At 36.1% G+C, this 13547-nt stretch carries 21 protein-coding genes, 1 tRNA gene and 1 riboswitch; of the genes, 7 read left to right on the forward strand and 15 right to left on the reverse strand.

The features are described 5' to 3' along the window. Window positions 1-97 precede the first annotated feature (97 nt). From CYJ36_RS08285 to CYJ36_RS08300, 4 genes are all read left to right on the forward strand, one after another. Window positions 98-1780 carry a DEAD/DEAH box helicase gene (locus CYJ36_RS08285; protein WP_101566704.1) on the forward strand — a complete coding sequence of 561 codons (1683 nt, stop codon included), beginning with the start codon at window positions 98-100 and terminating at the stop codon, window positions 1778-1780. Window positions 1781-1807: 27 nt separating this feature from the next. After that, window positions 1808-2602, forward strand: a complete 795-nt coding sequence (locus CYJ36_RS08290) for a YqhG family protein (protein WP_101566705.1) — start codon at window positions 1808-1810, stop codon at window positions 2600-2602. A gap of 305 nt (window positions 2603-2907) precedes the next feature. Then, window positions 2908-2994: riboswitch (cyclic di-GMP riboswitch) on the forward strand. Between the two features lie 31 nt (window positions 2995-3025). Further along, complete coding sequence (locus CYJ36_RS08295; RefSeq protein WP_224773256.1) at window positions 3026-3157, forward strand: anti-repressor SinI family protein; 132 nt, start codon at window positions 3026-3028, stop codon at window positions 3155-3157. 96 nt (window positions 3158-3253) lie between these two features. Next, entirely contained in the window at window positions 3254-3589 is a 336-nt protein-coding gene (locus CYJ36_RS08300) for a helix-turn-helix domain-containing protein (protein WP_101566706.1), read from the forward strand. Window positions 3590-3715: 126 nt separating this feature from the next. Here CYJ36_RS08300 and CYJ36_RS08305 read toward each other — a convergent pair whose 3' ends face one another. The 3 genes from CYJ36_RS08305 to CYJ36_RS08315 all read right to left on the reverse strand — a co-directional run bounded on the left by CYJ36_RS08305 (window position 3716) and on the right by CYJ36_RS08315 (window position 4896). Beyond that, the gene (locus tag CYJ36_RS08305; RefSeq protein ID WP_101566707.1) at window positions 3716-3913 is read right to left on the reverse strand and encodes a hypothetical protein; all 198 of its coding nucleotides are present in this window, start codon (window positions 3911-3913) and stop codon (window positions 3716-3718) included. A gap of 12 nt (window positions 3914-3925) precedes the next feature. After that, window positions 3926-4225, reverse strand: coding sequence for a DUF5658 family protein (locus CYJ36_RS08310; protein WP_101566709.1), 300 nt, complete (start codon window positions 4223-4225; stop codon window positions 3926-3928). Between the two features lie 443 nt (window positions 4226-4668). Next, entirely contained in the window at window positions 4669-4896 is a 228-nt protein-coding gene (locus tag CYJ36_RS08315; RefSeq protein WP_101566711.1) for a hypothetical protein, read from the reverse strand. A gap of 230 nt (window positions 4897-5126) precedes the next feature. Between CYJ36_RS08315 and CYJ36_RS08320 the strand changes: the two genes are divergently transcribed. Further along, a complete protein-coding gene (locus CYJ36_RS08320; RefSeq protein WP_180850173.1) occupies window positions 5127-5450 on the forward strand; it encodes a DUF3889 domain-containing protein in 324 nt (107 codons plus the stop codon). 162 nt (window positions 5451-5612) lie between these two features. Here the strand turns inward: CYJ36_RS08320 and CYJ36_RS08325 are convergent, their stop codons facing one another. The 9 genes from CYJ36_RS08325 to comGA all read right to left on the reverse strand — a co-directional run bounded on the left by CYJ36_RS08325 (window position 5613) and on the right by comGA (window position 10370). Next, window positions 5613-5792: a YqzE family protein gene (locus tag CYJ36_RS08325; RefSeq protein ID WP_101566715.1), complete on the reverse strand. Its 180-nt coding sequence runs from the start codon at window positions 5790-5792 to the stop codon at window positions 5613-5615. 33 nt (window positions 5793-5825) lie between these two features. Next, window positions 5826-6335 (reverse strand): shikimate kinase, encoded by a 510-nt coding sequence (locus tag CYJ36_RS08330; RefSeq protein WP_101566717.1) that lies wholly within the window; start codon window positions 6333-6335, stop codon window positions 5826-5828. A 77-nt stretch (window positions 6336-6412) separates the two neighbouring features. Beyond that, window positions 6413-6787, reverse strand: a complete 375-nt coding sequence (gene comGG, locus CYJ36_RS08335) for a competence type IV pilus minor pilin ComGG (RefSeq protein WP_101566719.1) — start codon at window positions 6785-6787, stop codon at window positions 6413-6415. Then, a complete protein-coding gene (gene comGF, locus CYJ36_RS08340) occupies window positions 6787-7278 on the reverse strand; it encodes a competence type IV pilus minor pilin ComGF (protein ID WP_257962443.1) in 492 nt (163 codons plus the stop codon). The genes comGG and comGF overlap by 1 nt, the downstream gene beginning before the upstream one ends. Then, window positions 7208-7543 carry a competence type IV pilus minor pilin ComGE gene (gene comGE, locus CYJ36_RS24795; protein ID WP_374702792.1) on the reverse strand — a complete coding sequence of 112 codons (336 nt, stop codon included), beginning with the start codon at window positions 7541-7543 and terminating at the stop codon, window positions 7208-7210. Before comGE ends, comGF begins: the two co-directional genes overlap by 71 nt. Further along, the gene (gene comGD / locus CYJ36_RS08345) at window positions 7527-7976 is read right to left on the reverse strand and encodes a competence type IV pilus minor pilin ComGD (RefSeq protein WP_180850177.1); all 450 of its coding nucleotides are present in this window, start codon (window positions 7974-7976) and stop codon (window positions 7527-7529) included. The genes comGE and comGD overlap by 17 nt, the downstream gene beginning before the upstream one ends. Then, on the reverse strand, window positions 7960-8262 hold the full coding sequence (gene comGC, locus CYJ36_RS08350; RefSeq protein WP_101566724.1) for a competence type IV pilus major pilin ComGC: 303 nt from the start codon (window positions 8260-8262) through the stop codon (window positions 7960-7962). The genes comGD and comGC overlap by 17 nt, the downstream gene beginning before the upstream one ends. A gap of 16 nt (window positions 8263-8278) precedes the next feature. After that, a complete protein-coding gene (comGB, locus tag CYJ36_RS08355; RefSeq protein WP_101566726.1) occupies window positions 8279-9313 on the reverse strand; it encodes a competence type IV pilus assembly protein ComGB in 1035 nt (344 codons plus the stop codon). Continuing rightward, window positions 9303-10370, reverse strand: a complete 1068-nt coding sequence (gene comGA / locus CYJ36_RS08360) for a competence type IV pilus ATPase ComGA (RefSeq protein WP_101566728.1) — start codon at window positions 10368-10370, stop codon at window positions 9303-9305. Before comGA ends, comGB begins: the two co-directional genes overlap by 11 nt. A gap of 195 nt (window positions 10371-10565) precedes the next feature. Here comGA and CYJ36_RS08365 point away from each other — a divergent pair. After that, window positions 10566-10637, forward strand: a tRNA-Gln gene (locus CYJ36_RS08365). A 161-nt stretch (window positions 10638-10798) separates the two neighbouring features. Here CYJ36_RS08365 and CYJ36_RS08370 read toward each other — a convergent pair. Beyond that, window positions 10799-11179 carry a Spx/MgsR family RNA polymerase-binding regulatory protein gene (locus CYJ36_RS08370; protein WP_101566730.1) on the reverse strand — a complete coding sequence of 127 codons (381 nt, stop codon included), beginning with the start codon at window positions 11177-11179 and terminating at the stop codon, window positions 10799-10801. 270 nt (window positions 11180-11449) lie between these two features. Between CYJ36_RS08370 and CYJ36_RS08375 the strand changes: the two genes are divergently transcribed. Continuing rightward, complete coding sequence (locus tag CYJ36_RS08375; RefSeq protein WP_070876617.1) at window positions 11450-11695, forward strand: DUF2626 domain-containing protein; 246 nt, start codon at window positions 11450-11452, stop codon at window positions 11693-11695. A gap of 58 nt (window positions 11696-11753) precedes the next feature. Here CYJ36_RS08375 and CYJ36_RS08380 read toward each other — a convergent pair whose 3' ends face one another. Both CYJ36_RS08380 and CYJ36_RS08385 read right to left on the reverse strand, forming a co-directional pair. Continuing rightward, window positions 11754-12845, reverse strand: a complete 1092-nt coding sequence (locus CYJ36_RS08380) for a class I SAM-dependent methyltransferase (protein ID WP_101566732.1) — start codon at window positions 12843-12845, stop codon at window positions 11754-11756. Between the two features lie 2 nt (window positions 12846-12847). Further along, window positions 12848-13480, reverse strand: a complete 633-nt coding sequence (locus tag CYJ36_RS08385; protein ID WP_101566734.1) for an MBL fold metallo-hydrolase — start codon at window positions 13478-13480, stop codon at window positions 12848-12850. Between the last annotated feature and the right edge of the window lie 67 nt (window positions 13481-13547).

Below are 13547 nucleotides of genomic sequence, written 5' to 3' on the forward strand. Positions count from 1 at the left end.
CCCTAATTACTCGTATTTTATCATAATAACTTTCTTATTCACACCTTAAAGTGAACAATTTCATTTTATTCCACCTTTTTTGAAAGGGCTGTCATTTATGAATGTAAAAATCAATTTCGATTCATCCTGGCAAGATGCTTTCTTTACTAAATTAGAAGATGATGGACCTTGGGCCAACTGGGAAAATTATAAATTAGCCTGTGAAGTACAGAGGCATTTGATTGTTCCTTCATTTGAAGGTTTACAGGCACCAAGTCATCTGCCAGATTTCACACCGCTTCCTCACCAGTTGGAGGTCGCAAAGCAAGTAGTTGAGAATATGAACGGAAAAGCCATTCTTGCCGATGAAGTAGGGCTTGGAAAAACGATTGAAGCTGGCCTCATCGTAAAAGAATATATGATTCGTGGATTGGCTAAGAAAATCTTAATTCTCGTGCCGGCATCGCTTGTTTCTCAGTGGGCAAGAGAATTGCATGAAAAATTCTATATTCCTGCTGTTGAACAAAAGAAAAGTTATGTTTGGGAAGCATGTGATGTTGTTGTTTCATCTATTGACACGGCAAAACGAAGTCCTCATAGAGAAATCGTCCTTGAGCAGCAATATGATTTAGTCATCATCGATGAGGCTCACAAACTCAAAAATAATAAAACAAAAAACTATGAATTTGTTCAAAGTTTGAAGAAAAAATATTGTCTGCTGCTTACAGCGACTCCCATACAAAATCGTGTGGAGGAAATCTTTAATCTTGTTTCACTTCTTAAACCAGGCCACCTCGGGAACGCAGCTTATTTCACTGAAGTTTTTTCAGCTAAGAACCGTTCGCTTGATCATCATGAGCACTTACAGGAGCTTGTGAACAAAGTGATGATCCGAAACCGGCGCGGCGATACCGGAATTGACTGGCCTAAACGTCATGTCGAAACGGTCCAGATTGAGCTTTCTCCGACCGAAAGGAATTTGTATACTGCTATATCAAGGTTAAAATCATATGGAACAGCTGCAGCAAGCATGTTTTCTATAATGACGCTGCAAAGAGAAGCTTGCTCAAGCAGGGAAGCGGTTTATATGACATTAAAAAAAATGACCGAGCGTCCTGATGGGGAATCATCGCCGCTGCCTGATTCGATTATACGGGAATTAATGCAATGCATTGATGAAGTGGATGGCAACTCAAAAGCCAAAAAAACAGTTGAGCTGATTCAAAAAATTGATGACAAAGTAATCATTTTTACAGAATATCGGGCAACACAATTTTATCTGCAATGGTTTTTGCAGCAGCATGGCATCACTTCTGTTCCTTTCCGCGGAGGTTTTAAACGGGGGAAAAAGGATTGGATGAAAGACTTATTTAAAAATAGAGTACAAGTGCTGATTGCAACGGAGGCTGGCGGAGAAGGGATTAACCTCCAATTCTGCAACCACATCATCAACTATGATTTGCCCTGGAATCCAATGAGGCTTGAACAGAGAATTGGAAGAATTCATCGGCTTGGACAAGAAAAGGATGTTTATATTTACAACATGTCTACTAAAAACACGGTTGAAGAACATATTTTAAAACTGCTTTATGAAAAAATAAATCTCTTTGAAAAAGTGATTGGCGAACTCGATGAAATCTTAACAAAATTAGAAATTTCCAATTTTGAAGATCATCTTCAGGACATTCTTTTTCAATCTAAAAGTGAAGGTGAAATGAAGATAAAAATGGAAAATTTGACATCAATCCTTCATTTTGCAGAACAGGAGCATTCAGAAAGCAAAGCAGCAAATGGAGAATAAACCCGAGTCACTAAGGAGGCCACAGTAATGCAGCAGCAGCAAATTAGCCAGTTCTTAGAAAGTTTCTTTACCGCAAATTCATGTCAGATCACCAATAAACATCCGGGCTACATGACGGTTCAATTAACAATTGAGATGGATAAAGAGTTAATGAACCGTCCCTTTTATTGGACATATCTCGAAAAAACCGGTGGAACGCCAAACCCAATGGAGCTGACGTTGTTAACAGATGCTAAACTGAGTCCTACTGAAATAAAAGGAGAGACGATACACTTTGGATCGCCTAGGCTTCATCAAATTTTTCGAACGAGTAAAAAATTGGGAGGTCATATTCGACTCTATGAAAATTCACCTCATAAAGGCAGTTCACAGTCACTTCACCCATGGCTTGGAGTAAATGTAATCGTTTCTTATCAAAGTGATAAAAAAAAGGATCATCTTTATTCAATTGGCCTTCACCTTATCAGCGGGGCAATCATTGAAAATTTTCAGGAGCATTTAGAGAAAATCACTTTAACACCAAGGATTCCTGATTTATGCTTTACGACTACTCCAATGATTAAACCGCAGAGCGGGCTACATCGAATTCAGAATTATATTCAAAGTAAAATTGAACAAGATGACCATTCATGGGCAGATGACGCCAGGCAGCGCTGGAACGCAGATATGATGCTGTTAAGCCATTTTTATGAGGATCTTGAAGAGAAACCTGAAGCTTATCGATTAGAAAAAGAAGCTTTGAGAGAATTGTATGATCCCCAAATAAATATATCGATTGTAAACGGCGGTATTTTTTATTTATCGCAGCATGCATTCCATTAATGTCGAAAACTGCAAAAATTAATTTTCAGAGTCGAAAATTAATTTTTGCAGTTTCTTTATATTGAACAATTTTACTGTCGATAACGATGTTCCTTCTCTTTCAAAATACCTATACAAAAGGGATATTAAACCATATTATGTTATTTATTTGCAATGTTTTCAAAAAAATGAAAATATTTTTTGTTATCGACATGATTCAGCACAAACCGTAAAAATCTTTTTTTATAATTGTAGTAAATAAGATATACAAGCTTTAAGGACTATAGCAACACTGTAATTCAAGCTGGCTGTTTATTTTGAATATAATCAGACAAAGGCAAACCAGCTGAAAAGCTGGGACGCAAAGTCACAGATCTAACGTTGCGATTAACTAAGATGGCTGGGCTGCCTGAAATACAAATACGTATTTTAGGAGGAGAAAAAATGGAGATGGTAATCATGGAAGTTGAAAAGATGGATCCTGAGTGGGAAGAATTAATCTTATCAGCACTTGAAATGGGTATAAGTAAGGAAGAAATCCGAGATTTTTTGCAAACGCAAACACTTAATAGTTGACACAGACAAAAAACTACATATTTTTTCAGTTTAATCGTTCTATATATATAACAATTCCTTCGTTATATGCTATAATGGCACTGGGAAGGTGATCATATGATTGGTGAACGCATCCGTAAATACCGCAAAGAACGTGGACTATCTCTATCAGAACTTGCTGATCGCGCTGGAGTTGCTAAATCATACTTAAGTTCCATCGAGCGTAATTTACAGTCAAATCCGTCTGTACAATTTCTTGAAAAAGTCTCAACCGTATTGGGAGTATCAATGAATACCCTTATTCTAGAAGATTCTATCTATGAGACAAAAAAGGATAATCTTGATAATGAATGGGCAAACCTCGTAAAAGAAGCGATGGACTCTGGTGTTACGAAAGATCAATTTCGTGAATTCCTTGAATTTAATCGGTGGAAGATGAACCAAGATAAATAAGAAAAGCGCTAGCGCCTGTTCAGAATAAGACCCACTTGCTGGTCTAGATGGAAAGGTGCTTTTTCATTTTTAGTTCTTTATGACAATAAATAAAAAGCGTTCTAGATATATGCTAGAGCGCTTTTCTCATGCCAATTTATCAAAACTGTTTTTACTTATGGATTCTTTCTTCACATATCTGTCTAAATTTGCTTTAGGCTGATGTATGGCCCTGATTGGTTTCATTTTCGTTAAATCATTTGAGCAAATTGGACAAGTCCATTTTCCTGTCGAACAGCTGCTGAACGAGGGCTGATAACAGCGATTGCAAAGTTTTTTGTACATCCATATTCTCCTTTATATCAGAATTCCCTTTAACCAGATGGCATGCATGAATAGTACTATTGCATATGCGATTAAAGCTATGTAAGAAACGAACTTTACAGCATTTGTAGCAGGCAAGCATTTAAATTGAATAAACATATACAAGAAAAGTGAAAATGATAACTTAAAACCAATAAAGATTAAGGGATGCACCTCATAAAGCCATTTCATGATTGGGTTTGCTTCACTGATGACATGCAGCTGAAGCCCTGCAACTGTCAGAAACGCATCAAATACATTGACAACTGCCAAAAGTATGAAAGCATATTTCAAGGGATTCATCCCCTTTTTGTTTGAAATAACGAATTAATTTCTTAATAAAGAACATTTTTAGGAACAGGAACTATTACTTAGTATGATATGTTCTTATGGCAAAAATAATTCTTTCGCTTCGTCTAGTTGGTCTTATTACTGAAGGAGGTTCTTTTATTTTATAGTTCCGTTATCTTAGAATATCCTCGAAAAGTGCATTCTACTGATTTATGCAAATGATCCTTTTTATTTTAGAGAATTAAAGTTCTTATTAATGAACTCATTTAGTCTATTATAAAACACGTTCTTTATAAAGAAAATCAATACATAGCTTCAATTATTGGCTATATTCTTTTTTTTCTGCCATTTCCTTCGTTTTACTATTTATTTCATATTATTTCAAAATGAAACTTTATGAATAACAAAAAAATAAAGTCGCCTCTATGGACGACTTTATTCTTCAATTAATCTCCGCCGCCTCCACCGCCTCCATCACTGCCTCCGCCGGAATCTCCTCCGCCTCCCCAATCAAAAAAACCAGAGTCTGAGCGATCTCGATCATCTGCATCTGAACCTAAAAATGGAAAAACAGAGGATGAATCTGTACCTCTATGTCTTTTTTTACTTTTCGTTCCAGCTGAGATAATTGCAACGATTATAAAAACAAAGAAGAAAATCATAAAGAATGCCATTCCATTACCCCCTTTATCCTAATTAACAAAAAGATTACTATCATATTGAAATTTATAAAGCGGAACTCCATATGAAAAAATAAAAATTAAAGCAAGATTGCAGCACCTAGTGATCCATTAAATAACATGAACAAAGTACGCTGTAGTTTTTTTAGATCATACATTCCATCCCCCCTTGTGAATAGCAATCAAGTTTTTGGTAAAAATAACTAAAAAGGATGGTGAAACGTTTGAAAAAGACAATTGCGCTATTGCTACTTCTCTTTATATACGGAATAACGCCTTCATTGGTTTCATTTTCCAGCGAGGTTTCTGCTGCTGAGCAAACCGATTGGAAAAATTTCGCCATAAAAGAAACGAAAAAGCGTTATCCTCTCTCTCAAGTCCTATTTGCACAGAAGATCTGGGATAATACAAAAAAGAATCAAACGGTTAAACAATATAAAGTGACAGTCCGTGAAGGTATGAAGGACATTGGCGTTTTCGTTACGATCTCGTACGATGCGAAAACAGAAAAAGTAAAAAAAATTCAAGTCTTAGAAGAAGCGGATTAAAATAAGGTACCCTGATGGGTACCTTATTTTAATGGAGCAATATTTGTTTTAGCCTCTCAATATTAATGCACTTTTATCCCGCAGAATTTTACAAATCAAAAACTGCACCCCCAAATGTTAGATCATATCTAATATTTGTGGTGCAGTTCATAGAGGCACTTTTTATTTTCTTTTTTTCATTAATAACATGACAGCGAAAGGCAATACGCCAAACCATCTGCTAAAAAGGGGCTGACGTTCTTTTTTACGGTTCGTCTTTTTTACTTTACGTTCTTCTTTTGGTGTATCCATATATCGCACCAGCTGCTGGGTCATATATTTCACATAATCATTTGTAGACAAAACACAACACCTCACGTACATTTTTTTCTTAGTTTAGCCAAGGCCGTGTTTTTTTAATCTGACAATGATTTCTTCCGTGATATCCTCTATTTCCTTCCCCGTCGTATCAATCATAAACGAGCAGTCGTCATAGGCATTTTTCCGTGACGCATATAATTCAGCCAAATCTAATTTTGAAGCATTCATCGCAAGAGGACGCTCCCTGTCTTGCTGAAGACGTTCAAAGATTACATCTAAATCCGTATATAAAAACACAATCGTTCCATGTTTTTTCATCCATTCCCGATTCTGTTTACGAACAGGAAGTCCTCCTCCTGTCGTGATTACGATATTTTTTAAGGAAAGTGTCTTAAGAGCATCTGTTTCAAGATCCCGGAATGCCTCTTCGCCTTCTTTATTAAAAATTTCTTTCACTTCTTTTCCTGTCTTTTTCACGATATGTTCATCTGTATCATAAACAGGAAGATTCAACGTTTTCCCTAAAGCTCTTCCGATCGTAGTTTTTCCTGTCCCCATAAAACCAGTTAAATAAATTGCCTTCACAAATCATTCACTCCGTATTTTTTTCATAACTTTACCACAGTTTCAATCATAATGGGAGACGTTCTTTTTAGAACGGTTTAAAATCTGGACCAATAAATGATTTTTTCTTGAGAAACGCTATACTTGTATGTCGCTGAATTTGATAGGTTTTCATCCATTTCACACGTGATTTTTACAAGAATATGTTCCTCATCAGTCTGATTAACTTGATAAACGATTGTGCTCTGATCAAGCATGAGGGTTTGCTGTCCAGTTAAATTTCCTTTCTGTATCTCTGCTAAAGAATGCTTTAATCCATAAAGCATTCGATTCTCCAAAAGTATGGTTTGCCCCCGTTTATGGTAAAAATTTATTTCTTTAACATATAATGCACTGTGATGAAAAATGATCATTAAACAAAACATGGCCAAAATTGCGGTTGATGGGAGGATTAAGCCTTTTTCGTTTCTCATCAGTTGACCTTGATTTCATGAAAATTTCTTAGTTTGCTGTGGTATTCACTGTCAGTAATGCTAGTTGCGGTTAGTGATACTCCACCATAAATTGGCTTAAAAACAATATTCTTTATATTGCGGAGGCAAATGATATGTCCTTTACCATCAACTTGTCTTCTTACTAGTTGACCGTACTTTTCATATTCAATTATTTCTCCGGACTTTGAAGTAAAGGAAATTCTTTGCGGTTCTACTTGTAAATTAGTGCCTTCACTCAGTTCAAGCAATGCCTGCTGAAGAAAAATCTCCCATTCTAATGGGTTTATGTCTGTTTTTCTCTCTGAAATGGAATAAAGGTGTGGAATGAGAATGGCAGTAGAAGAAACAATGATCATAAAAATACTGAAAGAAAAAATCATATTAAGTAATGTAAATCCGCTATTCCCCAAAATAATAGAGGCATTTTTCTTCTTTTCTATCAACATAATCTTGCCATTGAATACACGCATGTTCACTTTCCCCCTCCTTCTTCCATAAAATCTGGAATTTGGTATCATTGCTGAAACTTCCTTGTTTTTCCTTTGCAGAATCATCGAATTCAACATCCTCAATATGCTCTTTCAGAACGATTAAAGCTTCATGATTCAATTTGATGTTTGCTCTTTCTTTATTAATATAAATTGACGCTGGGAGCAGAATTAGGGAAATCATTGTCCAAATACTGAAAGAAACAAGAGCCTCTGCCATTGAAAATCCTCTACAATTCTTCAACATACATTCGTCCCATTCCCATATAGAAAATCATCTTGTATTTTTTTTTATTACAGTATACATTCATGGTCCCGCTTTGCGAGATCCCGCCAATATTATTAAATAAAATTCTTGCATCCATTGTTAAAGGATCAACTGTAATACTCGCATCATAATCCACTGTTAATATTCTCTTAGATTCTAATCCACCCTCTACAGCAAAGTACTTATGATTTGCAGGATCAAACAGGATACTGACACTTTTTTTATTTACAATAGCATGCTGCTGAGCATGCAAAACATCTCTTTCAAGTGCTTCAAAGAATAATTCAGCCGTTTTCTGGCTTTGCACGGATTGAGCTGAGATAAATGTCATCAGCATTAATATGGCAACAATGCTCAGTACGATAATAGCTTCTATAAGTGTATAGCCTTTTTGGCTATTCAGACTTTTCAATAACCTTTCCAGTTGCATCAATAGTCAGCTCAGTTCCATTCGGACATACGGGCATATCAACAATATATCCTGCCGTTTGCAATTCATCTAAAGAAGGAATTGCTTTTTCCTCTATTTGATAGGCCGTTGACTGAGCCTGAACAGTATTTTTCAGCCCTTCACACCCTTTTTCCTGAATATTGCCATGGTGCTTTGTAATGTTTGGAATGGTAATCAAAAGTAATACAGAAATAACTAATAATACGATAAGCATCTCAATTAATGTAAAACCCTTCTCACTTTTCATCTTTTTCCTCCTTTTTTCACAAAGCTTCCATCATATGATACATTGGCAAGATCATCGATAAATACATAATTAGGACTGTCAAGCCAACCGCAAGATAAGCTGCAGGCTGAATCAGCATTATCCATTTCATCATTTTAGTCTCAATCCGTTCGAGTACAAATTGGCTGTATGTGTATAGTTCACGGGCTAAATGCCCGTTTGCTTGTCCATAAGCAACAACTTGTGTCAATTCTTTTTCATAAAATTCATTTCGTTCAACTAAAACTTCAAACCGGTCTCCTTTTTTCAGCTGCCTAATAAACCATGCAGCCTCATCTCGAAAAAACGGAAGCAAATTCTGATTCTCAAAAACAGTTAAGCTTTCATAAATGGATAACCCGCTTTTTAACAAGTTGCTTAACTGCAGTGAAAAATAGTAGCTGTTTAAAAGTAAAGCAAACTTTTTCCAAAGTGGAATTTTCAAAGACATTCTCATTTTTTCCTGTGGTAAAAGGTTTTTAAAAAATGCCACATAAAAGATCAGGCCACAAATGAATAAAAGAACTAGGAATACCATAAAAAAAGTCGATCCTCGAAAAATAAAGAATAAAACTTCTGTTAGAAAACTTTGCTTTAAATTCATAGAACGGTAAATTTGTTCAAACTGCGGAGCGATAACGGACTGAGAAATGTACATGAGGATACCAATCGTGAAAAATAGAAAGAGAGGATACTGCAGCACTTTTTTTAATTTTTCATGCTGAATCATCTTTCTGTTCAGCATTTCCCCTCCTTCACGAAGAGCGAACTCGAGGTTACCGTGCTTTTCTGAGAAATATAGATAACTCAATACTTCAGAATGAAACTGCAGTTTTTCAAATGTGGTTCGCAAAAGAACACCTTTTGATAATTCATTTAAACAGAAGAGAATGTCTTGTTTTTTTTCTTCACTCAAATCAATTGCTGTGAATTTCATAGCTTCATTCAATGAATAGCCTTTTTCAAGCAGGCTGCTCAGTCTTTTCAGAAAAATCGCCTGATCTTTAAGAACCCACCTTTTTTTAATCCTCATATTGATAGATCCATTTATGCATCGAATGAGTCGTTAAATAGCCAAGAGCAATTCCTTTTTTAATAACATCTTTTAACGTTGTATAATCACACTCAACATCTTCGCCTCGTGCTTCCTTTAATGCAAGGCTCAGATTTTTGCCATATAGCATTTCAAAGATCCCAAGCCTTTTCGTTTTTCTCATTTTTTTGCAATGAGGCGAGCATTCATCTTCACAAAATGGACATTTAACGGCTACCAGTCTTTGAGCTACCACGGCTAAAAATGTTTGCTCTATTTCAGAAAGACTGACATCAAACTCAAGCATTCGGTAAATTGCCCCCTTTGCATCTCGTGTATGCATCGTCGACAATACTAAATGTCCTGTCAGGGCAGCCCTAATCGCTATTTGGGCTGTTTCCCGATCACGGATTTCACCAACCATTATAATGTCCGGGTCATGCCTGAGGATTGCTTTTAATCCGACCGCATAAGTAATCCCTGCCTTCTCATTAACTTGCACCTGCAAAACTTCAGAGCTTTTGGTTTCTACGGGATCCTCCAGTGTAATAATGCTTCGGTTAAAGTGTTTTTTTGCATAGTGTATCAATGAATATAAAGTGGTCGTTTTTCCCGAACCTGTAGGACCCGTAAACACCATCAGGCCATGTGAGTGGTTAATAAAGGATAGAAGTTTATTTGCAGACTGAGGAAAGAGTGAAAGATGCGAGAGTGACGGAATGACTTCATTGGGAAGAATTCGAATGACGAGGCTTTCTTCATAGATTGTAGGTAAGGTTGACATGCGAAGCTGTACATTTATCGTTTCGTTTGATAAAGCTAGCGCACCATTTTGCGGCCTCCTTCGTTCTCCAATATCCATTGATGCCAAAAATTTATAATGTGCGATAATTCGTTCACAAACCTCTTTGCGGATCGAGCGTTTTTCAATCAAATCATCGTCGATTCGATATTGAATGACAGCATCTTTTTCCCTTGGAACAAAGTGAATATCTGACGCATTTAATGAGCATGCTTCTTCGACTATTCGTTCACTTAATAGTTCAATTGAATTCATAACATCCTCCTTTCAAATTCTTAATCAAAGCTTACTAAAATCCCATAAAAAAATCACATCGCTAAAAATAAGTTTTAACCTCTAAAATCAACAAATTCGATTATGATTATTTACTTTTCCTTTATAGAAAATAAAAATTTCCGAACCAATAACATAATTTTCATCATTTCTGTCAATAATGTAGGAGGTGTTCATTGGGTTATAGCCAAGCGGTAAGGCAACGGACTTTGACTCCGTCATGCGCTGGTTCGAATCCAGCTAGCCCAGTACTTTTAAAGCATAAAAAAACCTGGAGCGGCAGGTTTCTTTATGCTTCTCGTTTTGCATAGTATATATATGGCTTTCCTTTTTGATTTAAATAAAGAAGGCTTCTCTCATATATTCTCACTATTTCGTTATTAATAAAGAACAATCCGTTCTTTATTGAATTATGAAACATACTTATGATTTTCCTTCTTTTTTGCAAGTTTTGTAAAAGCTTGGGGATTATAACCTACAACAAGCTTTTTTCCATCTGTGATAATCGGTCTTCTTAACAGCTTTGGTTCTTCAATGATTAACTTTAACACTTGAGATAATGGCAGTTCATCAATATTAAGATTTAAATCTTTATAGGTTTGGCCTCTAGTGGTCAGAATTTCATCCATGCCGTCTGTTGTCAGGTGAAGAATTTTTTGCAATTCTTCATACGTAGGAGTTTCACGGAATAAATGCTTTTCCCTGAAATGGATGTTATGTGCTTTTAACCAATGCTTTGTTTTCCTGCATGACGTACAGCTGGGGTAACTATAAAAAATCAAGTCATTCATTGTTCTTCATCTCCCATTCTTGTATAAGGTTTGCTTAATAAAAACTCTTGGCCGTTAACAATTTTTTATTTCTAATTTAATTGTATAGCATTTGTTTAACTTATGTACAGTAATAAGCCATACAAAAATTTGATTTTTTTTCAATATTGCTTACACATTGTTACATATTTGGCACTTCTAGAATGTAAACGCTATTTACAATGGTATTGGACGTACATTATAATAAAAAAAGTGATGGACTTAGGGACAAAACAAAGGAGGGATTGACATATGGATCGCATGTTCCGAGTATTAGGCTTCTGGACTGGAATCTTTGCTGTCATGTTTTATTTGGGAGATATGAAAACGACTTCATTATTATTCTTCGGACAGACTGGGTTTTTCGTCCTCTTATCTTATTTGAAATTATCAGAACGGATGTATATTTACATTTTCGGTGCATATTTGACGGTATTCTTCGTTGGCTTTACATACTGGACAACATTTATGATGGTGCCTGGACAAGGCGGACATTAATGAAATTAAAAAGGGGTAACCTGCAAATTTTCTTGCAGATTACCCCTTTTATTTCTATCTAAATTTTATACTTTTCACTACGATTCGTACCTTTTTCATGTACATACACTTGAAAAAAAGAACTTATCCCTTCTGGCATGATTAAACTTCGAATGGCTCGATTTTGTGTAGCGATTGCCCCAAAAGGATTTAACTCATCATTATCTTTAAGGAAAGCAAGGATCCCCGCCTTTAGTAAAAAGTCATCTTGTCTTTCACTCTCCAGCAAGTTCCAGCCAAATTCTTCCGCTCTTTTTTCTAATGCATCAAAATGAATGTGTGTTGTTATGTCCATATCAAATGGATGCTGTAAAGGATGCATCATTTGGTGCCGATAATATCCTCGCATACTTCCTTTCAATCGCGCAGGATGCTGCCATTCTCTATTTGTATATCCATAGTCTACAGTAACAATAACTGCCCGCTCGGTACACTCATTTAATTTATCCATGTATTCCAGCATCTTTAAAGGTATCTCATATCGCTGGCCTTCTAATAATTCAATCTCCTGCCATTTCAGATACTGAATTATTTTTCTATTCGTTAAAGGCATCAGCTTTTCAACTAGATCGTTATTTTGATTAAACGTTATGTATACTTCATATAATTTGGAATCTCTATTTTCGATCACTTCAACAGGAAAGGCATCAAATAGCTCATTTGAAAAAATGATGCCGCTGTAAGGCCTTGAGAGCTTGTCTATTGAAGGAATAACTGTAATGGCATGAGATTCAGCCTGATCCACTTGGAGCTCTCTATGGTACCCGCTCTTTTCAATTGTAAACACATTCAGGTTAGAGTATGTCTCAGGTGAAATTCTCTTCCACTCATCCAGCATCTCTGCCAAAAAACGGCCTGTTCCTCCGCCTATTTCACAAAAGCTGGGATTCACTTCATCACGTTCCACCAGCTCAGCAAAATACTTGGCAAAAAGTTTCCCAAATACATTTGAAACATGACTAGACGTATAGAAGTCACCATTTCTGCCGATTTTTTGTTTGTTTTTCGAATAATAACCCAGCACAGGGTGATAAAGAACAAGATTCATATATTGTGAATACGAGATAGCCCCGCCTTGTTTTATTATATAATCGAACAATGTCTTCATCATTCTTAAAATCCATTTAAATAGGGATTGCTTTCCATTTCTATTTCAATAACCGTGTCAGGACCATGCCCTGGAAGAACGATTGTGTCCTCTGGAAGGGCAAGCAGCTTTTGATGGATGCTCTTAATTAATTGCTGGTGGTCTCCTTGCGGCAAATCTGTTCTTCCAATACTGCCTGCAAATAAAGCATCTCCAGAAACAACTATGCCGCTTTCCTCAAAATAAAACGAGATGCTTCCAGGTGAATGTCCTGGTGTTTCATATACTTGAAATGAAAATGAACCGATGGAAAGCTTGGTTTCCTGGTCTATTAAAAAATCTGCATCACGTGCAGAAATGGTCTGTGACATAAAAGCTGTTGAGCCATTCATTGCCGGATTTGCAAGCCACTTTTTTTCATTGCGATGAATATATACAGGTATATGATAGTGATCCCTGACATCATCAACAGCTCCAATATGATCAAAATGAGCATGTGTCAGAAGGATTGCGATCGGTTTTAATCCTCTTTTTTGAATGTGCTGAATTAATTTAGGCCCTTCACTTCCAAGGTCAATCACAAGGCAATCTTTCATTGAATTTGAGATAAGATAACAATTTGTTTGGAGAGGTCCTAAAGGCAGCTGCTCCCATTTCATACTAACACCCCAATTGCACGTTTTTTCTTTCTATTCTACACTATTCTTAACATGAACTAAATAAATT

This window comes from Bacillus sp. UMB0893 (assembly GCF_002858905.1).
Taxonomy (GTDB): Bacteria; Bacillota; Bacilli; order Bacillales; family Bacillaceae; genus Bacillus_P.